Source organism: Mumia sp. ZJ430 (genome assembly GCF_011751845.1).
In the GTDB taxonomy this organism is placed as follows: domain Bacteria; phylum Actinomycetota; class Actinomycetes; order Propionibacteriales; family Nocardioidaceae; genus Mumia.
On sequence record NZ_JAAHFK010000004.1, the window covers coordinates 682042 to 700561 of the forward strand.

Consider the following 18520-nt stretch of genomic DNA (forward strand, 5'->3'; position numbering starts at 1 on the left):
CGGATGGAGCGGGTCAGGCTCCGCATGCCCGCGACGGTCGTCGCCTCGAGGCTCCTCGACCCGACGTACGACGAGATCGACTCGTTGTCGGACGACCTCATGACGCTCTTCCCGTACGAGGCACGCGAGGGGTCGGGCTCGACGGACGCAGACGTCCAGGACTGGGTCAGCCGCGCACGTCCCCTCTGGCAGGCGGGGGTCACGCACGGGCCGTGAGGCGGGTGGGCTGCCTACACAGTCGGGGTCGGCTCGGCGGCGGTCTCGCCGCAGGCGGCGCAGAGCGTCCGGTACCAGTGGTCGCTGGCACTGCGCCGTCCTGGCGCTCCACAGCTCTCGCAGGTCCTCGAGGAGCGCTTCTCCGCCGAGGCGATCAGCGCGCGGAACTCGTCATCGACGGCGCGGTGATCCTCGCAAGGCTCGGCGTAGTAGCGCAGCGACCCGTACTTCTGCTTGACCTGCCGCAACTCGTACTCCGGGCACACGGCGGCGAGATCGGCGTCGAGCGCGGCGAGCAGCGGGAACCAGCCGCGGTCGCAGTCGATCCACTGCCCCCATCCGTCCGGGAAGCGCTGGAGCAGGGAGCTGAGGGCGTCTTCGGGGAGGTGGCCGCCGTCATCCATGCGCTCGATTGTGGGCCACTGCCGCCGGAAACAGAAAGAGCCCCTCGAAGGGGCTCTGTCCTGCGTACTGCTGAGTGGGCGATACTGGGTTTGAACCAGTGACCTCTTCCGTGTCAGGGAAGCGCGCTACCGCTGCGCCAATCGCCCGTGAGCCCGAGGGACTCGTCAGGAGCGTGAGCCCCATCGAGGTGGAGACGGGATTTGAACCCGTGTAAACGGATTTGCAGTCCGTTGCCTCGCCTCTCGGCCACTCCACCGGACATCTACGATGTCTGAGAAGGGGCCCTGGGACCCACTCCGAGCGGACGACGGGATTCGAACCCGCGACCCTCACCTTGGCAAGGTGATGCTCTACCACTGAGCCACGTCCGCGCTTTCCGGGCTTCCCCGGTGCGAGAGAAACATTAGCGGATGGGGTGAGGGCGTCCAAACGGGGGGTACCCCCCCGGCGCGTTAACGTGGTCACATGCGCGCGTGGATCAACGGAAGAACACTGGAATCACCGGACCAGCCAGCCCTCGGAGTCCTCGATCACGGGCTCGTCGTCGGCGACGGAGTCTTCGAGACCGTGAAGGTGGTCGACGGTCAGCCGTTCGCCCTCACGCGACATCTCGAACGACTCGCACGCTCGGCGGCCGGTCTCGGGATCGGCGAGCCTGACCTCGACCTCGTACGGGCGGGGGTGGAGGCGACCGTCGAAGGGCAGGAGCTGCCGTTCGGCCGCATCCGCATCACGATCACGTCCGGGCCGGGCCCGCTCGGCTCGCCGCGCGGGAACCAGGGGCAGACCCTCGTGGTCGTCACCGAGCCTGCAGCCCGCCCCGAGCCGACGACCGCGATCGCGACCGTGCCGTGGGTACGCAACGAGCGCGGGGCACTCAGCGGCCTTAAGACGACCTCGTACGCGGAGAACGCGCTCATGGTCGAGTACGCCCTCCGACAGGGCGCGTCGGAGGCGGTGATGGCCAACACAGCCGGTCTGCTGTGTGAGGGCACGGGCTCCTGCATCTTCTACGTGCTCGACGGACAGCTCGTGACCCCGACGCTGGAGTCGGGCTGCCTCGCGGGAGTCACTCGGGCACTTGTCCTCGAGTGGTGCCGCGACGAGATCGACGTGGTGGAGCGCGACGAGCCGATCGAGGCGCTGCAGCGGGCGGAGGAGATCTTCCTCGCCGGGACGACACGCGACGTCCAGGGCATCCACCGCGTCGACGACCGGGCTCTGGTCGCCCCCGGCCCGGTCACGACGCTGGCTGCGTCGATCTTTGCGCAGCGCTCGAAGGAGCAGGTCGACCCGTGACGCGGGCGCCGAGCGAGCCGAGCGAAGGGTCGCCAAGGGTGTCGGTGTAGGCCGCCGAACCACCAGACCGAGTCGAACAGGTCCAGCCGGTTGCCGAGCGTGTCGGTGAGCCAGGGGAGGGTGACGAGCCACCACCACAGCAGCGGGATGATGACAGCCCCGAGCGGGTAGGCCACCGCGCGGAAGCCCATCGCCGTGCCCCGAAGGTTGCCCAGATCGGGGTAGGTGACGGCGACGACGAGGAGGACGAGGAGGAGGAGCTTGGCGGCGACGTCGAGCGTCGCCACGAGCGGGCGCGGCGACCTCGACCCGGTTTACGGAGTGGTCGTGCGCGTACGCTATTCTCTGTGAAGTCCCGGCTGAGACGGGACGGCACAGCGGGCGATTGGCGCAGTGGTAGCGCGCTTCGTTCACACCGAAGAGGTCACTGGTTCGAACCCAGTATCGCCCACCGCATTCGAAACCGCCTCTGACCTGCGGAAACGCCGGTCGGAGGCGATTTTCATTTCCGGCCTCGTGGTCTATACGTGGTCTTGAGACCCGCTTCACCAGCCGACCGTGGGGATCCGTCGGAGCGATGCTTCGAGGTCGTCCAGGCGGATCATAATGTGACGAGATCCACACTGGTAGGCGGGGATGGTGCCGTCGCTGATTCGTCGACGGATGGTCTTCGTCGAGACCGACATGACCTCGGCGGCTTCGGTGATGCTCAGGTAGGTCGGCAGGTTCTTCGCGTGCTGCATGGTTTTCTCCTTTTCGTGGCCGCCGCTGGGCAGTGCTGGATGGCCCGTGGGTTGCGCTGTCATGTGCTGGGAGGTGTGCCGGGCAATCCGAATGCCCGTACTCGTGCCCCGCTTGGTGCTTCCAAGCGGCAGGCTGACGGTGCGGCGCGCAACAGCCGAAGTCTGTCGGCGCTCTTCGATAGCGTTGTCCCTGTGATTCAGGGAATTGAGGCTGCGGTGCGAGCGGTGCTCGGCTTCGAGCGGCAGGGATAGGCGGCTGCGGTGGAAGTGCGCCTCCTCTCGGGCTCGGGTGCCGCCTTCGCGTTGATTGCGGTTCCCGACCTGTCAAGGGCAGTCGACGATGGAGTCCGCCTCATGGATGTCGAGCTTCTGTCACCTGATCGGCTTGTCCGGTATCTCAACCGGCCCGTGCCGCGTCGGTTCTTCGAGCAGCTTGCTGAGGCGTGGATGAGTTGCGCGCAGGACGCTCACCCGGAGCAGTCAGTGGCGACGGTCGAGGATGTGGAGGCGGGCCTCGCGTTCGCGGTCACCGCCTCGACGCCGTTCACTGTTGCAATCGAAGTGATCATCGTCCCCGACCTTGAGGACGACGTGGTAGAGCACGACGGTCTTGACATCGAGGTCGCTCGCGCGTCCCTGATCGGTGCGGCGCATACGCTCCACGATTGGTTGGCATGAGTTACCTCGGTACGTTGCTGGACGTCGAAGAGGGGCGCGGCTCACGGGCATCACGCTTCAGCCGTTCGCGTACGAGATCACTGACGTCGATGGGTTCGCCGTCGTGCACATCGTGAGGCTTCGCGGCGCGCATGACGCTGACGCGACCGCGAGCGCGGTCGCAGCATTCCTCCCGACCGCTATTGCCTCCCTCCATGGCGTCGAGCCGGACGGCGGGAGCTGGATTGCGGAGTTCCAGTACGCGCCGGCGGGTTTCGGTGTCCAGCCCGCGGAGGAGACAGCAGCGGCTGCCATCGTCCGTGCCCTCGCACTCACGGGTGTCAGTGCCGATGATGTGTCGATGGTTCCGTTCACGGCGGGCGAGCTTCGCGAGCCATACGAGTCGGCCGGATCCTCCGACGTGTCCGACTGGAGTGTGCCCGACCTCATGATCGGCCTCATCGTCGACCTGACCAACGCCAACCTTTCCGAGGTTGTCGAGTCGGCCACGGATCGCGCACTGTCGGGCGATGCGCTGGCCGAGCACAGGCAGCAGACCCTGCGCGCCGTGCTCCATGGCTGGGCGGCGACGTACGAGGGACCAGAAGATGGTTGAGAGTCGGAAGGCGCGGTTCTCGTGGGACTGCGTCGATGAGCGACTGATCCGCAAGTTGCTCCGAGCCGCCTATGACGCCCATCATCAGGCCGAAGACGCTGGCGCGGTCGCGTCCCTATCGCCCGAGCAGCTCCGGCGGAGCGCCGGGCACGTGCTAGGTCGGCCGCCGAAGCTTGGTCTGCGACGCAAACTCACTGACACCCTTCGCGACGGCTGGCTTCCGAAGGCAAGTGCTGAGGAGCTGGCGCGACTCACCGGCATGGTCAACCGCTTCGATTCGCTGACGACACGGGAGCAGCGCATCGAGTTTCTGCGCACGCGCAACCGCACCGACGCGTTCGTCGCAAACCTCTGGTCGGCCTTCATCGCCGCCCAAAAAGAATCGGTCGTAGCCGTAGGACCCCAGGGGGGCGCGCCGACGCACGCGCGCGTGTCCGCGGTTGAGTTGGTTGGCGAGGGGGCCACGGGGCGCCACACTGCGTACGCTCACCAGACTGAAGCCTGGGAGAATCTCGATCGGCTTCGCGGCGCTGGTGGACAGCGCTCGGGGCTGATCGTGATCCCCACCGGTGGCGGCAAGACGTGCATGCCGGGCACCTGCCACGGGCGCTGGTTGCGATCGGGTGGGTGGAGGAAGTAGGCGTGCATGCCGCCAGAGGGGGTTCGAACCAGCCAGGCCCAGTGGCGGACGAACCCGGCCTGATGGGCGCGTTCGAACGCTGCGTACCCGGTGCCGTTCGAGTGGACGTCGACGTCGACTACGTCGATGCCACCGGCCGCTCCCGTGGGGACGCCGATGTTGGCGTCGGGGGAGCGGCGCCACCAGTCACGGATAGTCGCCGAGTCGGTGTTAGCTTCCTGGAAGCCGTGGCCTGTCGCCGGGCGTTTGGCGCCGTGGACGCACGGGAAGACCGGGACTCCCACACTCCCGAGGAGCCCTGCTGCCGTTGCGAGATCCGGCGCGTTCGCGACGTCGTGTAGCAGCCGTGAGTTCCATCGGGCCGCCGCAGCTCGGATTGACTGCCTGTCCATGCGTTTGACTGTCCGCCCGCAGCGCACCACTCCGCGCCCGTCCCACCTCCGCGGTGCGCCCGTTCCGCCTCCGTGATGCTGGACGGGCGGGCTGTACACCAATGTCGAGCAGAGTCTGTAGCCAGCGCGTGTTCCTCGCGATTACGGCACTCGCGTGCGGAAGCCTCTACGGTCTTTCACCATCCAGCGCAGAGCAGGTTGCTGTGCCGGTACCCAGCTCGGCGGGATGAGCCACCTCGACTTGATGGTAGGGCTCGGCGATGGCCGCGCGGCCGAAGAGGGCTCGAGCTCTGCTGCTCGAGCCCTCCCGCTCAGATCGATCTCACCGCCAACCGATCGTCACGCGGCACCTTCCATCTGAGGACGTCGTCACGCCGGGGGCAGCCGGACCCAACCAGCCCCTTTGACGCTACCGTCCTGCGATGGCTGAACCTCGGGTGAGTTGGCCACCGCGAAATCGAGCCATTGCCACTCCTCGCCGTCCCAGACAACCTCATACGTGTAGCGACTGAAACTCACCTCGTCGGTCGCATACTCTGGCGCATCGGCAGTCGTTGCGGCTACCAACTCAAGCGTGACGGATGGGGATTCACGATTCCCTGTCGCGCTCGCCCGGACAAACCCGCCTCCAGCGGGATCGTAGAACCGCTTCGTCCCAAGGTCCTGTTGCGCCCAGCGATCAGACGCGAGGAACCTCCAGAGTTCTTCCGACATATCTGGATCGCTGAGTTCACGCAACTCCTCGTCGACAACCACCTCATGCCGGGTGTCGTGCCAGTACGAAGCGAGGGCAAGGACGTACTCCGCGCCCTCGATCGGCGATGGTCCCGTAGCCCGGAGCTCGAAAAGGTCCTCGCGGTCGACGTCCTCAGGAATCGGTGCCGACTCTAGAGGGAGCCATGCGCTCGATTCGTCCAAGGGCTGGAAGCTTGGCACGAAGTCGACCGGTGGCGCTGCCCACGACGGCGCCGACGAGCTCGCGTTCGTCTCGCTGGCCCCGGCTGGTTCACGAGGAGACCCAGCGTCGCAGCCGGCGAGAATCAGGCTGGCCAGCAAGGCGACTCCGGCCGCTGCCACTTGTACCGTGCGCATCATCCACCCGCCGAGAGTTGAGAGATCAGGTTGTTGAACTCGATAGCGTACGCCGTCTGACCTGACCTATTTGGATGGAAGCTCTCTACGAGATAAGCGGCAACCTGGGCATGAATCCACTCATGGATACCTCCGACGCAGGCGTTGTGCCCAGCGAACCGGGTTACTAGGCCGTTGCCGATTGCGAAGACACCGCCACCCGCGTCGTTTGCGGCGTATGAGATGACGTTGTTGAGCCTCCTTGCGAGCCGCTGCACCATCTCGCGCTCTGGACGAGTGATCGGGATGCACGCTGCTGCCAACGAAGTTCCTGCGGGCTCAAGCAGGCCGGGATACCCACCTACGTAGATGTCCGCATATGGGGCGTCGGCCACAATCTGTCGATAGACCGCAGCCAATGTGGGGCGCATAGCGTCGATCTTCGTGTTCATCGCGCTCTCGCGACTCGTGCAATCACTGGTGATGCATCGTTTCAGCTCGTCGGAGAATCCCACGTCATTGCCGCCAACGGTCATCGTGACCACGGCAGGCCTACCTGGATGCTTGGCGAACTTCTGACGGAGGTACGTCCGCTGGTTCGCAATGCCCGCGACTACCGCGCCGGTGCACGCCCAGTTCTCACGATTCGTGACGGAGTACTGCAGAATCTTGTACGGCCAAGCCTCGCCGCTTCGGTAGCAACTGCCGTCAAAGTAGACATGGTCTTCTTCAGCACCAACCCCTGCCGAGTAGGAGTCACCTAGCCCGACGTGCACCTGCTCACCAGGTGTGCCGAGGGTCCGCTCCTTGTTACTCACCTTCCAAGCGCTATTCAAGAAGCCACGGACACCCCGCACACGCATCTCGTGCCAGCGCCCCGGATAGAGCGGCTCCCACGTCCACGTGCGGGTGTCAGAGACTGGATACGGAAGATTGGACCATGCCTCGGCGCCCGTGGTTCCGCCCATACGCGATGAAAGCAGGTAGCCAGTCGAGTTTGCGGACGCAGACCAGTCCGCCGTGATTCGCATCCCGCCATAAATGGACTCACCTGTCGACCGAGCCGCCAAACTCGCGATCGCCCCCGGTTGCGGCCCTCCAACCGTGACAGTCGATGCGGGGCCAGGGAGCCCGGTGTTCCACCCCTTGGCGGGCGCGTTGCGGAACTGGTATGTCCCTCCGGCGGCCAAGAGTTCGGCTGTCCAGCCACTGCCGCCAACAGCATACGGTAGGGGGTTCCACGGCTCGTCCGTGTCGACATTTCGGACGTGGATGTACATGCCCGTAGCACCGGTCGATGTTCTGTTCCACGACAGTGTCGCCTGTTCGCTGCCCGGCGTAAGCCCGGTCAGAGCGGGCGCTGCGACGTTCCAAGCCTTTGCCCCTGAAATGTCGGGGGTGGACGTTCCGATGCCGATCGACGCGAGGGCCTGGGACATGCGTTGGGCGATCAGAGCTTCCCCGGTCGGGTTGGGGTGAGTGCCGTCCCAAGTGTGGTCTCTGGCGTCCCACCCGGTGCGGGTGGATGCGACGACGACGCGCTCGGATGCGGTGTTGAGTTGCGTAGCCAACGTCCGGAGTCGGGAGGCGTAGTCGGCGCCTTCGGACTCGAGGGAGTAGACGCCGGTCCACGGGTCGTACTTGTTGACGACCTCGCCGACCACCACGTCGATTCCGGGCATGGCGGCACGGGCTGTCTGGATGTAGGTGCGGACATTGTCGATCGTCGCCGCTGGACTCGTCGCGTAGGACAGGTCGTTGCTGCCAAGCATGACCACGAGCGTGTTAGCCCCACTGGAGGTCACCTGGTTCTGGATGTTAGCGAGCTCCTGCCAGTAGGTGCTGCCCCACTTGGCTGCGTGCTTCTCGCCGGCGAAGTTGACGGCGTAGTGCTGGGATCCGAAACCGTCGTTGACGTTGTCGTAGAGGTCGGACCTTGTGCCGACGAATTCGACCTGCCCGGCTTCCGTGGACTGGAGTTTGTCCCAGAGGCGATAGCGCCACGTGTAGTCGCCTGAGGAGCCTTGCGTGATCGAGTCGCCGGTAATGAGGACCCTGTCGGTGGCCGCCGCCGACGCAGGCGAGTTGCTGACGAGCAGGAGGACCGATGCCGCTGCAAGGGCGAGGAGTGCGGACAGGACCGCACCACGGTATTGGCGCATAATGGTGCGCCTCACTGGCCCTGCTCGGCGAACAGCTTCCAGCCGAGTCCGTCGAACACCTTGCCCTGATCTGAGGCGGTCAGCTCTTCAGCTTCGGTGTCGACCTCCTTGGGCTGTTCGACCTCCTTGGGCATGATGCTCACCAAGTGCCAGGCGCCGTCGCGCCAAGCGACCACTCCGCCGGCGATGATCCAGCGGGTCTTGCCGGCGTTCCGCAGCGGCGCGGCGACCTCGAGCATCACCTGATCGGGGCGATCCGCGTCGCCGGAGTGCGCGAGAATGCGGTAGCCGCCAGCCCCGAGGTCGAAGTACATGTCATCAGCGCGTTGCATGTTGGCGAGCATCTGAGCCTCACCCGGGTTGAGCAGGTCCTCTCCGATCGCCGAGACGGCCAGCTCGGGCTCCTTCTTCACCGCGGGTGAGGAGGTAAGCCAGCCAGCGAACGCGGTGAATGCTTCCACCGCGCCGTCACGAGTCTGCCGAGTATCTGGCACCACTTCCCGCGCCAGTTCGGTGGCGGTGACGTCCGCTGCAGCGGTGCCCTGACCAACTACTTCGGTCGGCGCCGGATTTGGAGTTGCCGCCGATACTGCACCGGCGGCAGATGTCTGCTCTGCCCGTGCCGTACTTGCCGCTCCCGCGCCTCCGAGCACGCCGGCCCCTAGCGCCAGCGCCGCCGCAGCAGCTGTGAGATGCCTTTTGCGAAGCTTCATGTTGATTCCCCGATCTCGGACGGCTGAGTTGCCGTGAGATGAGGGTGGGTCACATCACATCGCGGAAACCGGGCGTATCTACCTATTGACAAAAGGCCTTGCTACTCAACTTGAATCCTCCAAGGGAGCTATTGCCTTCTCCCGGAGTCTGTGAGCCGCAGAGTCCGGCAGTCGCCGGACCACCACGCCCCGCGCGGTGAAGACAGGGCGGGCGCCGGCTTCGCCGGGAGAAGCAGTCTGATCGAGGAGCGGTGGGGCCCCGGAATGACGCGCCGGCCCGCCCGCCGCTCATCGGCCGGACCGTGACGACTCCGCCGGCGATGTAGCTACGCCGTAGGCGATGATTGATGTAGCCGACGAGGGCCCAGGAGAATCGCGATCTCTTGCCGAGCGGCGGCCCTGTGATCAGGTGGGATCGACTCCCTTGAGGCTCGTTGCGATTTGGTCACCCAGTTCTCTCACAGACGGCGCCGAATCTTACTTCCGGTGCGGCGTCGTCCGGCCATCCGGGGCGTCGCCGTCGAGCGCCGCCGACGTCCGTTCTGGGAGGGTGACGGGTGGTAGGTGGTCGTCGGTGCGGTTGACGACGCCGTCGGCGAGCATCTTCTCCGCTGCCTCCTCATGGCCTTCGGCGGCGGTGACCTTGACGAGGTCGAGTCGGCAGATTTCGTCGTACGGTGCCGCCGTGCATGCGGTCTCAGCGGCTTCGCGGGCGGCTGGCAGGTCGTTTTTCTCAAGTGCATCGACCACGAGGATGTGGGCGGTGTCGACGATGGCGCATCCGATGGTTTCGTGGAGGCGCTCGTCGTCGAGCAGCCAGCTCCACCCGCGTTCGCGGAGCAGGCTGAACGGCTGGCCAGCGACGAGCGTGGTGGCTGTCTTCAGGTCCGCGATGCCTTCTGCGCCGCGTGCCTCTCCTCGGGCTCGGAGTCGGCGGAACAGGTCGGCGTCGACGAGCACGTCTTCGACTTGGTATGCCTTCACGCCCGTCTCGCGGAATGTCGCCGACTCGTTGGCGGCCGGAAGGTGCGGCGTGCCTGTACGCGGATTGGTGCCGAGCCAGGTGCGCAGGATGCCGAGGTCCGTCCGCGCGCGGGAGGCGGCGATCGAGAACGCGTCGGAGACCGCGCCCCCGGTGACGCCGCCCGGGTGGAGCGCGAGATAGGCGAGCATCTCGACGAAGTACGGCCTGCGCTTGGCAATCGCCGGGACGGTCTCGCCGAACACATAGGCCTTCACCGGACCGAGGACGGTGAGGCGGGGTCGAACGCTGTCGGGGTCGAACCACTCGGCGACATCCTCGTCGAGTGCCGGATCTGCGTCTTCGACCTTCCGTCGGACGGATGCTGGCACCACCGGGGCAAGGGTCTCGACATCCGCAGCCGTCGTTGCGGCAACCTCGACGTACTCCTCCGTCGAGCGGGGGAGTAGAGACTCGTTTCCGGCGGGGTCCGTCCCGCGGGGGTCGGTCACTTCCGCGCGGAGCAGGCCAGCGTGGTCGGCGAGCGCTTTCCAGCTGCCGGCCGCCTCGTCGAAGGGTGGAATCCGCTCGGGTTCGCTTTCACGTGTCAGGTCGACGATGGCCGCGCACGCCGCTGCCTCGTCTGCCATGAGGCCAGCCGCCTGGAGGTTCCGTCGGAGCGAAGGGGCGTGAAGGTGGCCGTCGTGGTCGATTTCGATGAGGGTTGAGCCGGGGACGGGCGCACCGAGCGAGATCACGGCCGCACCCAGGCGGGGCACGGGTGAGGCGAGCAGGTCGGCGAGCTCCGCCGTTCCCGGCCCGGCGGTGACGACCGCCCGGTACGGGTCGGGGTCGTCGCCGCCAGCCTCTCGCGCCGCGGTCAGGTCCCGGGCGATCGACGCGACGACTCCATCATCGTTGACGTGGTGGTGCAGTCGGAGCGGGTCGAGCGGGGCCAGTTCCTCGCCGAGGCCGATCACGGTGACGTCGACGAGCACCGCCCACGGGTTGAGCGCAAGCTCGGCGGCGATGTGGCGGCCGAGCGCGGTCGTCGCGTTCGAGTCGCCGGCCAGGTTGGTAACCCGCAGGTGTTCGAGGTTCACGAGGTGGAGGGCGCCCGAGCCGTCTTGGCCGACCGAGACCAACATCGGGTACGGCGGGAGGACATCGGGTCGGTCAGGCACGTCTGTGCCGAGGAGCGTCGACCACTCCGCGCCTTCACCCGTCCACGGTGCGGGCAGGTCGGCGTCCGTGGCGAGGTGAAGGGTTGCGATGTCTCGCGCAAGCGTGACGGTGACGGCTGGTGGGAGTGTGCGGCTCTCGTCTTCGCAGGCGCCGGCCAGATGGCGGAGTGCGCGATCGAGGTGCTTGATGGCGTCTGTGAGTGGAGCGCCGGAGGCGAAGGCGGTCTTCTCGACGTTGCGGAGCTCTGGTGGGGGAGCGGCGACCCTCTGCCCGGGTCGCCGGTACCGGAGCTGGGTGTTGCGATGGGCACGCACCGCGAGCAGCACGACCGCGGCCAGGACCGCCCCTGAACCGGTGAGTCCGGGGAGCAGCCAGCCGGGGGTGGAAGCTTCGGCCTCACTGTTGCCGTCGGCGTGGTCGGCGGCGGGCGCCGGCTCAGGCGGAGCCGTCTTCGCGGGCGTTGGCGTGAGCGCGGGCTCAGGCCGAGGAGTGACAGGTGGTGGTGCCGCGGGGGCGGGCGGCCCGACGTCGACTGGCTTGTCTGGCACGTCGGCGACGCGGTTCGCCGGTCCGGGAATCGTGATTTCCCACCCTGGTCGGATCAGGTTTGGATCGGTGAGTCTGGAGCCGTCGGATTGGACGGTGCCGCGTGACGCTTCGGCCAGCTCGCCGTATCGGGCGGGGTCTCCGAGCTCCGCCTCGGCAATTCCGGAGAGGGTGTCGCCGGGCTTCACCGCGTACCCACCGGGCGGAGAGTCGCCTGCCGGCTCGTCTGCCTCGTGAGGCACTTTGAGCACGGTTCCCGCCAGGATGAAGTCGGGTCGCCCGTTGAGTACGGCGTGGTTGAGTTCGACGATCTCGGGGAACCGTGCGCCGTCGCCGAGTAGCTGGTCGGCGATCCTCCAGAGGCTGTCGCCGCGCTTGACCGTGTAGTCGACGGTCGATCGCTCCTTGGGCGAAGTCCCGGCCGCAGCAGGGACGGGCGCAGCTACGGAAGGGACGGCCGCAGTCTCGACTGCCGCTGGGACGGGCGCTGCTCGCAGCGGCGCGGCAGCCGCGTGAGCGGGCGGCGCCGGGAACCCCGCCGCGACCGTTGGCGCGGCGACGAACAGCAACGCTGCGACGGCGACGAGCTCCCCGGCTGCACGTTGCGGCGCGCCGAGACCTGGCAGCGTCGGCGCGGGAAGACCTCGCACCTGCGCGAGGACCTCGACGACCACGGAGACGGCGACGACGAGCCACGCGATCCAAGCGACCGCCGCGATGACGACCACGGCGAGCGTGCCGTCGTCAGGGGACGAAAGCAGCGTGCGGAGGTCGCCGAGGTCAGCCCGCCATGGCGTCGCACCGAGGGCGACGAGGACGACGGGGATCCCGGCGACGAGCAGCAGGATCGCGAGCGTCGCACCGAGTCCGAGGAGTCGCTGCCGGATCGTGGGCTGGGTCATTCTTCGTTTCCTCCGATGTTGCGAATCAGGCGGGCTGAGGCTTCGCCGGTGACCGTCATGTCACCGAGGCCGATGAGGCTGAGGAACTTGGGACTGTAGGTGTCGATCACGCTCACGGTGATGGTGTCTCCGCCGGTGACGGTGACCGTCCCGGCGACGTCGGCGGCGGCCAGGTAGTCCTCGGCTGCGCGGTGCGCTGCTGCGGTGTCGACGGCGAGGTAGCGCCCCTCGATCGCCGGTGCTTGTACTCGCTCGCCGCCTGTGCGCGCCGCCTGTGCTGCGATGTCGTGAGCGCGCTGCTGGGCGTGGACTTGTCCACCGAGGTCGACGGCGAGCCCCACACACGTCGTCGTCACGATGCTCGCGGTGATCAGCCAGAGGCTGATGGATCCGCGTTCGTCGGTACGGCGCCTCATCTGCGCTCCCTCCAGGTGTCGATCGGGCTGCTGATCGTCGCCTCGATGAGACGGCTGCCGGGCACGCCGGGTACGGAGAGGTCGGAGAGTGCGAGGACGCAGCCGACGGTGGCCGCGACGGCACCGGGCTCCCCGGCGGGCTTGGAGAAGTCGGACACGTCGACGTTCACGTTCACCCGTAGGCAGCGGATGTCCTGGTCGGCCAGGCTCGCCTGCGCGGCAGCGCTTGCATCGTTCGTCGCCGCGCTCGAGGTGCGCGCGATGGAGGCGGAGCGGGCGGCGTCGGCGGCAGCTGACTCGACGGCCGAGTGCGTCGTCGCCATGCGTCCACCGGCGATGATCAGCCCGATGAAGAGCACGAACGCAGGCACACCGATCGCGGCCTCGATGGCTGCCGAGCCGTGATCATCCCTCCACCGCTTCCAGGCCGTCATGGCGCTGTGAGTCTCTCCACCGGCCGCGACGCGGACTGGACCACCCTGGGGCGCCAGCCGGGGATCACGCTCAGGCTCCGTCCTTGTACGGTGACCGTCACATTGGTCGTGGCGCGCCGCGCGGTCGTGCGAGTTCGGGTGATGACGTCGCTGCCGCCGGCCTTGGCGAGGAATCCGTTCGCTGCCCGCACGCCGTCGCTCGCCGTACCTTCCTCGCCGCCAGCCGCGCGTGCGCCCTCCTGCACGGCGGCGATCGCGACGCTCTTGGCGTGGTGGATCAGCGCGGCCTGGACTCCGAGGAACATCACCGCGAAGAGCGCGGGCAGCACGATGAGCAGCTCGATGGATACCGAGCCGCGCTCGTCGCGCCGTGCGCTAGCTGAGCTTGCCGGCCTGGCTTTCGACATACGCCTTTACCGCCGCGACCACGATGCCGACGATGGCGATGACGGCCACCGCCCACAGCACGTGCTCGGTTGTAACTGAGCCGCGTTCCTCCCGGTCGTGCAGCCGGGCGTCGCCGCTGGGGCCGAGGGCCAGCAGAAGTGCCACTATTCGGTTCATTCGCGTTCCTTCCTTCGAGGAGTCCTGGAGTCGTTGACGGTCAGGTGCTGCTGAACATCCGCAGCAGGGACGGGGCGACGAGGAGCGCCATGAATATGACGCCGAGCAGCGAGCCGGGGATCGTCATCCGCTCGCCGACGGCGTTGGCTTCGGCGACCTCGTCGTTGAGCATCGCGGTGCGCATGGCGGCCGAGCGGGCGCGCAGGCTGGCGTACACCGACGCACCCTCCTCACCGGACAGCCGCATGATGTCGGCGAAGTCGTCGAGCTCGGGCAGGCCCAGTTCGTCGGCCAGCGTGTGCAGCGCATCCCAGGGCGGCTGCCCCGACCAGCGGGAACGCGTCAGCTCCTCGGAGATCCGGGTGAAGACCCACGAGTCGCCGACCTCGGCCGCGGCCTCCATCGCCTGCCGGACGCCGGAGCCGTTGTTGCGTTCCAGCGCCACCAGATCGATGTACGCGCCGAGCGCGCGGGCGAACTCGAGCCGCGCTTTGCGGGCATCGTCGACGGCGTTGTAGTTCGGCAGGAAGAACATCACCACGGCCAGCCCGACCGAAGCGATCGCAGGGATCGCGAACGGCAGCCCGATGCCGATCTGGGCGAAGAACACCGCCAGTAGTGGCGGGAGCACAAGCCCCGTCAGCGCCATCGTGATCTTGTCGCCGTAGAACCGGGCGAGCGGGATCCGCAGCAGCGCCAGCTCGCGGGTCGGGGTCCTGACCCAGACACCCGGCGGGAGCACGCGGATCGCCCAGACCCCGATCCGTTCCTTGCCCATCGCTGTGGTCACCGCCGAGCTCGCCCGCGTCCGGGTGGGCGACAACCTGCCGAGCGACTCGGCAAGGTCCGGTTCGGCAGGCAGCAGTCGGGCGACGACCAGCACGACGCCCAGGCCGAGCAGGGCGCCGCCGAGCAGCGCGAGCTGGAGTCCCGTCGTCATGCCGCACCACCATTCGCCGGCGAGGAGGACGCGGTTGACAAGAACCGCGGCATCGCCCGCCCCAACGCCATCCGCTTCATCCATACGAGCGTCGCGACGTACGCCGACAGCAGTGCCACGAGGATGACCTGTCCGAACGGACTCCGGTACGGCTCGACGTACGTCCCCGACGTGGCGAGGACCACCAGCACACCGACGCTGATCAGTGTCACCCAGCGAGCAGTCGCACGGGGCTTCGCCCTGTCGGCCTCGACCTGACGGCGGGCGCGTACGTCAGCGGCGACGGACTCGGCGAGGCCGTCGAGGACGCTCGCCAGCCCCGCGCCCCTGCGCCGTGCGCCGAGGATTAGGTTCGCCGCGACGAGGTCGCCCGTAGCGTCATCGAGCTCATCGGCGAACGCACGCAGCGCGTCCTCGGTGACCCACCGCGCGCGCAAGCGGGCAACGAGCCGCGTCACCTCAGGAGCAATCGCGGTCGGTGTCGAACGCAGTGTCGCCACGAGCGCCTGCTCGAGCCCGACGCCGACCGTCAGGACCCCGGCCAGCGACCTGGTCCATTCCTCCATCGCCTCCAGCCGCTCGATCCGTTCGGCCGCCGCGGACGACGACAGCAGGACCGGGAGCCCGACGAACGCGACCGGCACGACAACGAGTGCTAGGACCCATCCGGTCACCAGGAGCGCCACGGCGCCCGAGCCGACGCCTGCGATGGCGAGCAATCGTGTTCGTCGGGACAGTCCGCGGAACCGGCGCAGCCGGGACGGGCGGTCGACCGCGGGGGACGGGCGCAGGCCGAGGAAGAGCGCGATCAGCCCACCGATCACGAGTGCGCCGGCGACGGCGGGGACGAGCGCGGTCACGGCCGTACCCCTTGCTGGGCAAGGTAGCCGCCGAGGTCGAATCCGTACGAGGCGAGCGCGCGGTACGCGTCAGGGAGTACGCCGGCCATCGCCGTACCGTCGGCGTCGGGTGCGAAGACGTGAGTGGTGGCGTAGCCGGTCTCGCGTTCGCCGGGGTCGAGCGCGATGATCTCCGCCACCCGCCGTCGCCGGGTCGACCCGCTGGCGCTCTGAACCGTACGGAGGTCGAGGTGCACGATCAGGTCGATGGTCGACGCCAGCTTGCTGGTCGCGAGGGCATGGGTGATGTGCGGCCCGGCTTCCATCGCGCAGGTGACGAGCTTGCGGATCGCCGCGACCGCGTCGGAGGCGTGGGTGGTGGAGATGGAGCCGGTACCGGACTCCATCGCCTTGATCATCGCCCAGATCTCCTTGCCGCGGACCTCGCCGACGATCTGGCGGGAGAGGTTGAACCGGAATGAGTCGACCAACGCATCGTCGAGAGTGAACTCGCCGGCTTGGCGGCCGTCGGCGCCGCGCTCGCCGGATCCGGGACGTGCCTCCCACGGGTGGACGACGCGGTGTCGGTCGCGCAGCTCGTGCAGGTGCAGCTCGTACTCGGTCTCGAAGGTGCCGATCGCCTCCAGCGGATCGATCTCGGCACACAATGCGCGTACGAGGGTCGTCTTGCCAGCGCCCTGCGATCCGGAGACGGCGATGCTCTTGCGGGCGCGGACTGCGGCGCGCAGGAACGACGCCGCTATCGGGGTGAGCATCTGCCGGGCGACGAGATCGTCGAGGGTGAGGCAGACGTCGTCGGCGTCGCTGCCACAGCGTACGACCACTGGGATTCGCGCCTAGGCGACCCGCAGCTCCACACTCATGTCGTCATCTCCAACAAGGTGAAGACGGTGGCGGACAAGCGATGGCGGAGCCTCGACGGGCGACCGATGCACGCCGCTGTCGTCGCGATCTCCGAGCACTACAACGCCGTCCTGGCCGATCGCCTGACGCAGGTCCTGGGCGTTGAGTGGGAGCAACGGGACCGGGGGAGGGACCGCAATCTCGCGTGGGAGCTTGCGCCGGTCCCAGAGGAGGCGGGTGGGTCCGCAACGGCGACGGCTGGCGCGTCACCCGCGTCGGCAAGGACGGCTCGATGGACGTGCGGCGAGTCGGAACCGGACTCGAGGAAGCGGCGTCGCTGCCGGCCAGCTACGTCGCCGAGCACGTCGAGCTCGGGTACGCCGTAACCGCCCACCGCGCCCAAGGCATCACCGCCGACACCTCTCACGTTGTCGTCACCAGTTCGACCACGCGCGAGAACCTCTACGTCTCCATGACCCGCGGCCGAGACTCCAACGTCGCCTACGTCGCCCTCGACAAACCCGACGAGGGCCACTCCCCTCCCGAGCCCGACAAGGTGAACGCCCACACCGTCCTATACGGCGTGCTCCAGCACATCGGCGGCGAAGTGTCGGCCCACCACATGATCGAGGCGGAGCAGGAGCGCTGGACGTCCATAGCCCAGCTCGGAGCGGAGTACGAGACGATCGGCGCCGTCGCCCAGCGCGAGCGGTGGGTTGAGGCGGTCAAGAACAGTGGGCTGACCGACGCCCAGGTTGAGCACGTGCTGGCGTCCGAGTCGTTCGGCCCGCTCACGGTCGAACTGCGCAGGGCCGAGGCCAACCACCACGACGTCGGCCGACTCTTGCCGCCACTCGTCAAGCGTCGGTCCCTCGACGATGCCGAGGACATCGGCGCCGTACTCATCAGCCGACTCCAGAAAGCAGCCCAGTCGAAGCAACGTAAGCATCGCCCGTCGCCGAAGCTGGTCGTCGGGCTGATTCCCGTCGCCGGCGGCCCGATGGACGAGATGATGGTCAAGGCGCTTACCGAGCGCGCCGACCTGATGGAGGGACGGGCGCTCGCCCTCGCAGAGAAGGCCGTCGAAGAGAGGCAGCCGTGGCTCAAGCGGCTCGGCACATTGCCCGCGACCGAGGCCGCACGTCGTCGCTGGCTCCACCAAGTGAGGACCGTCGCCGCCTACCGCGACCGCTACCAGGTGGAGGGGCACAGAACTCTCGGCGATCCCCGCACGCTGGCGCAGAAGCGAGATGTCGCTCGTGCCGAGCAGGCGATTCGTCGTGCCCGGGCGATCTCCGAGGGAGCGGCTGTGAGCCAGGAGCGGCGCAGTCGAACGGTCGAGCAGCAGGGACGTGCGCTTGCGTAGCGGTGCACAGCGTCAGCGCCGGCTGGGTTATCCCCAGGACGGGCGATGGTGCGCCCGTCCTGTCGGATATCAGGCGTAGGGAAGGAGGGTGTGCCCCGACTGAAGGAGACCCTCATGCTCACCGCACTCTGGCACCTCAGCGCCGCGATCCGCGGCTACCTCCGCTTCTACATGCCCACCAACCGCGCAGTCGACTGGCTGCGCTCGCCACGCGGCCTCAAGTGGGCCATCCCCGTCGCCCTCGTCGCCACCCCTGCCTACCTCGGGCTGACCGCGCTCGCCATCGAGGTCGCCGCCCGCCCCGGCCTCGGCTGGCTGAACGTGCTGGTGTTCCTCTTGTTCTGGAACGCCATGAAGTTTGGCTGGACGGCTGTGATCGGCCCGCTTCGTGGACTTCGGCTTGCGGTCGCGTGGCGGGTGCGACCGCTTTCGTAGGCTTCCCTTGTGACGGACGACATGGCTCTCTTCGGCGACGATCCGCACGTAGAAGCGACTCGTGCTGTTTCCCCGCCGACGCCCATCGCGGATTGGCAGCGCGACCTGATCCGGAGGGCGCTCGACGGCCGGAGGCTCACATCGATGGAGGACC

At 67.7% G+C, this 18520-nt stretch carries 21 protein-coding genes and 4 tRNA genes; 9 read left to right on the top strand and 16 right to left on the bottom strand.

What is annotated here, in order from left to right; all coding sequences use genetic code 11:
• The first annotated feature begins 24 nt into the window (after positions 1-24).
• Positions 25-216, top strand: coding sequence for a hypothetical protein (locus HCT63_RS19430; RefSeq protein WP_167008805.1), 192 nt, complete (start codon positions 25-27; stop codon positions 214-216).
• 14 nt (positions 217-230) lie between these two features.
• Here the strand turns inward: HCT63_RS19430 and HCT63_RS19435 are convergent, their stop codons facing one another.
• From HCT63_RS19435 to HCT63_RS19450, 4 genes are all read right to left on the bottom strand, one after another.
• Positions 231-620: a hypothetical protein gene (locus HCT63_RS19435; RefSeq protein WP_208322524.1), complete on the bottom strand. Its 390-nt coding sequence runs from the start codon at positions 618-620 to the stop codon at positions 231-233.
• Between the two features lie 75 nt (positions 621-695).
• Positions 696-767 (bottom strand) — tRNA-Val (locus tag HCT63_RS19440).
• 39 nt (positions 768-806) lie between these two features.
• Positions 807-877, bottom strand: a tRNA-Cys gene (locus tag HCT63_RS19445).
• A gap of 43 nt (positions 878-920) precedes the next feature.
• Positions 921-992, bottom strand: a tRNA-Gly gene (locus HCT63_RS19450).
• Positions 993-1086: 94 nt separating this feature from the next.
• Between HCT63_RS19450 and HCT63_RS19455 the strand changes: the two genes are divergently transcribed.
• Both HCT63_RS19455 and HCT63_RS19460 read left to right on the top strand, forming a co-directional pair.
• Complete coding sequence (locus tag HCT63_RS19455) at positions 1087-1920, top strand: aminotransferase class IV (RefSeq protein ID WP_167008808.1); 834 nt, start codon at positions 1087-1089, stop codon at positions 1918-1920.
• Between the two features lie 379 nt (positions 1921-2299).
• Positions 2300-2371, top strand: a tRNA-Val gene (locus HCT63_RS19460).
• Positions 2372-2465: 94 nt separating this feature from the next.
• Here HCT63_RS19460 and HCT63_RS19465 read toward each other — a convergent pair.
• Positions 2466-2663 (bottom strand): helix-turn-helix domain-containing protein, encoded by a 198-nt coding sequence (locus HCT63_RS19465; protein WP_167008811.1) that lies wholly within the window; start codon positions 2661-2663, stop codon positions 2466-2468.
• Between the two features lie 261 nt (positions 2664-2924).
• Here HCT63_RS19465 and HCT63_RS19470 point away from each other — a divergent pair, with 261 nt between their 5' ends.
• From HCT63_RS19470 to HCT63_RS20595, 3 genes are all read left to right on the top strand, one after another.
• Positions 2925-3341, top strand: a complete 417-nt coding sequence (locus tag HCT63_RS19470) for a hypothetical protein (RefSeq protein ID WP_167008814.1) — start codon at positions 2925-2927, stop codon at positions 3339-3341.
• A 103-nt stretch (positions 3342-3444) separates the two neighbouring features.
• Positions 3445-3936, top strand: coding sequence for a hypothetical protein (locus HCT63_RS19475; protein WP_167008817.1), 492 nt, complete (start codon positions 3445-3447; stop codon positions 3934-3936).
• Positions 3929-4576: a hypothetical protein gene (locus HCT63_RS20595; protein WP_243843131.1), complete on the top strand. Its 648-nt coding sequence runs from the start codon at positions 3929-3931 to the stop codon at positions 4574-4576. Before HCT63_RS19475 ends, HCT63_RS20595 begins: the two co-directional genes overlap by 8 nt.
• Positions 4577-5337: 761 nt before the next feature.
• On the opposite strand, the gene HCT63_RS19485 is transcribed toward HCT63_RS20595, so the two are convergent.
• From HCT63_RS19485 to HCT63_RS19535, 11 genes are all read right to left on the bottom strand, one after another.
• On the bottom strand, positions 5338-5886 hold the full coding sequence (locus HCT63_RS19485; protein WP_167008823.1) for a hypothetical protein: 549 nt from the start codon (positions 5884-5886) through the stop codon (positions 5338-5340).
• A gap of 173 nt (positions 5887-6059) precedes the next feature.
• Entirely contained in the window at positions 6060-8216 is a 2157-nt protein-coding gene (locus HCT63_RS19490; RefSeq protein ID WP_167008825.1) for a GDSL-type esterase/lipase family protein, read from the bottom strand.
• Positions 8213-8914: a hypothetical protein gene (locus HCT63_RS19495; RefSeq protein WP_167008829.1), complete on the bottom strand. Its 702-nt coding sequence runs from the start codon at positions 8912-8914 to the stop codon at positions 8213-8215. Before HCT63_RS19495 ends, HCT63_RS19490 begins: the two co-directional genes overlap by 4 nt.
• A gap of 477 nt (positions 8915-9391) precedes the next feature.
• Positions 9392-12508, bottom strand: a complete 3117-nt coding sequence (locus HCT63_RS19500; RefSeq protein ID WP_167008832.1) for a LysM peptidoglycan-binding domain-containing protein — start codon at positions 12506-12508, stop codon at positions 9392-9394.
• Positions 12505-12924 carry a pilus assembly protein TadG-related protein gene (locus HCT63_RS19505; protein ID WP_167008836.1) on the bottom strand — a complete coding sequence of 140 codons (420 nt, stop codon included), beginning with the start codon at positions 12922-12924 and terminating at the stop codon, positions 12505-12507. The genes HCT63_RS19500 and HCT63_RS19505 overlap by 4 nt, the downstream gene beginning before the upstream one ends.
• Positions 12921-13358: a TadE family protein gene (locus HCT63_RS19510; protein WP_167008840.1), complete on the bottom strand. Its 438-nt coding sequence runs from the start codon at positions 13356-13358 to the stop codon at positions 12921-12923. Before HCT63_RS19510 ends, HCT63_RS19505 begins: the two co-directional genes overlap by 4 nt.
• On the bottom strand, positions 13355-13765 hold the full coding sequence (locus tag HCT63_RS19515; protein ID WP_167008843.1) for a TadE family protein: 411 nt from the start codon (positions 13763-13765) through the stop codon (positions 13355-13357). The genes HCT63_RS19510 and HCT63_RS19515 overlap by 4 nt, the downstream gene beginning before the upstream one ends.
• Entirely contained in the window at positions 13734-13910 is a 177-nt protein-coding gene (locus HCT63_RS19520) for a hypothetical protein (RefSeq protein WP_167007272.1), read from the bottom strand. Before HCT63_RS19520 ends, HCT63_RS19515 begins: the two co-directional genes overlap by 32 nt.
• Before the next feature lie 52 nt (positions 13911-13962).
• Positions 13963-14862, bottom strand: a complete 900-nt coding sequence (locus tag HCT63_RS19525) for a type II secretion system F family protein (protein ID WP_167008846.1) — start codon at positions 14860-14862, stop codon at positions 13963-13965.
• Positions 14859-15722: a type II secretion system F family protein gene (locus HCT63_RS19530; RefSeq protein WP_167008849.1), complete on the bottom strand. Its 864-nt coding sequence runs from the start codon at positions 15720-15722 to the stop codon at positions 14859-14861. The genes HCT63_RS19525 and HCT63_RS19530 overlap by 4 nt, the downstream gene beginning before the upstream one ends.
• On the bottom strand, positions 15719-16546 hold the full coding sequence (locus tag HCT63_RS19535; protein WP_243843132.1) for a CpaF/VirB11 family protein: 828 nt from the start codon (positions 16544-16546) through the stop codon (positions 15719-15721). The genes HCT63_RS19530 and HCT63_RS19535 overlap by 4 nt, the downstream gene beginning before the upstream one ends.
• Between HCT63_RS19535 and HCT63_RS19540 the strand changes: the two genes are divergently transcribed.
• From HCT63_RS19540 to HCT63_RS19550, 3 genes are all read left to right on the top strand, one after another.
• A complete protein-coding gene (locus HCT63_RS19540) occupies positions 16493-16951 on the top strand; it encodes a relaxase domain-containing protein (RefSeq protein ID WP_208322547.1) in 459 nt (152 codons plus the stop codon). The genes HCT63_RS19535 and HCT63_RS19540 overlap by 54 nt on opposite strands.
• A complete protein-coding gene (locus tag HCT63_RS19545) occupies positions 16858-17931 on the top strand; it encodes a helicase C-terminal domain-containing protein (RefSeq protein WP_167008852.1) in 1074 nt (357 codons plus the stop codon). The genes HCT63_RS19540 and HCT63_RS19545 overlap by 94 nt, the downstream gene beginning before the upstream one ends.
• A gap of 114 nt (positions 17932-18045) precedes the next feature.
• Positions 18046-18366 (top strand): sulfate permease, encoded by a 321-nt coding sequence (locus HCT63_RS19550; protein ID WP_167008855.1) that lies wholly within the window; start codon positions 18046-18048, stop codon positions 18364-18366.
• Positions 18367-18520: the final 154 nt, after the last annotated feature.

What these genes read in the sequence shown, in the direction of transcription:
- HCT63_RS19500 (WP_167008832.1), bottom strand. Translation starts at nt 12,508, where the DNA reads ATGACCCAGCCCACGATCCGGCAGCGACTCCTCGGACTCGGTGCGACG.
- HCT63_RS19550 (WP_167008855.1), top strand. Translation starts at nt 18,046, where the DNA reads ATGCTCACCGCACTCTGGCACCTCAGCGCCGCGATCCGCGGCTACCTC.
- HCT63_RS20595 (WP_243843131.1), top strand. Translation starts at nt 3,929, where the DNA reads ATGGTTGAGAGTCGGAAGGCGCGGTTCTCGTGGGACTGCGTCGATGAG.
- HCT63_RS19515 (WP_167008843.1), bottom strand. Translation starts at nt 13,765, where the DNA reads ATGTCGAAAGCCAGGCCGGCAAGCTCAGCTAGCGCACGGCGCGACGAG.
- HCT63_RS19465 (WP_167008811.1), bottom strand. Translation starts at nt 2,663, where the DNA reads ATGCAGCACGCGAAGAACCTGCCGACCTACCTGAGCATCACCGAAGCC.
- HCT63_RS19430 (WP_167008805.1), top strand. Translation starts at nt 25, where the DNA reads ATGCCCGCGACGGTCGTCGCCTCGAGGCTCCTCGACCCGACGTACGAC.
- HCT63_RS19455 (WP_167008808.1), top strand. Translation starts at nt 1,087, where the DNA reads ATGCGCGCGTGGATCAACGGAAGAACACTGGAATCACCGGACCAGCCA.
- HCT63_RS19505 (WP_167008836.1), bottom strand. Translation starts at nt 12,924, where the DNA reads ATGAGGCGCCGTACCGACGAACGCGGATCCATCAGCCTCTGGCTGATC.
- HCT63_RS19435 (WP_208322524.1), bottom strand. Translation starts at nt 620, where the DNA reads ATGGATGACGGCGGCCACCTCCCCGAAGACGCCCTCAGCTCCCTGCTC.
- HCT63_RS19545 (WP_167008852.1), top strand. Translation starts at nt 16,858, where the DNA reads ATGGACGTGCGGCGAGTCGGAACCGGACTCGAGGAAGCGGCGTCGCTG.
- HCT63_RS19525 (WP_167008846.1), bottom strand. Translation starts at nt 14,862, where the DNA reads ATGACGACGGGACTCCAGCTCGCGCTGCTCGGCGGCGCCCTGCTCGGC.
- HCT63_RS19510 (WP_167008840.1), bottom strand. Translation starts at nt 13,358, where the DNA reads ATGACGGCCTGGAAGCGGTGGAGGGATGATCACGGCTCGGCAGCCATC.
- HCT63_RS19495 (WP_167008829.1), bottom strand. Translation starts at nt 8,914, where the DNA reads ATGAAGCTTCGCAAAAGGCATCTCACAGCTGCTGCGGCGGCGCTGGCG.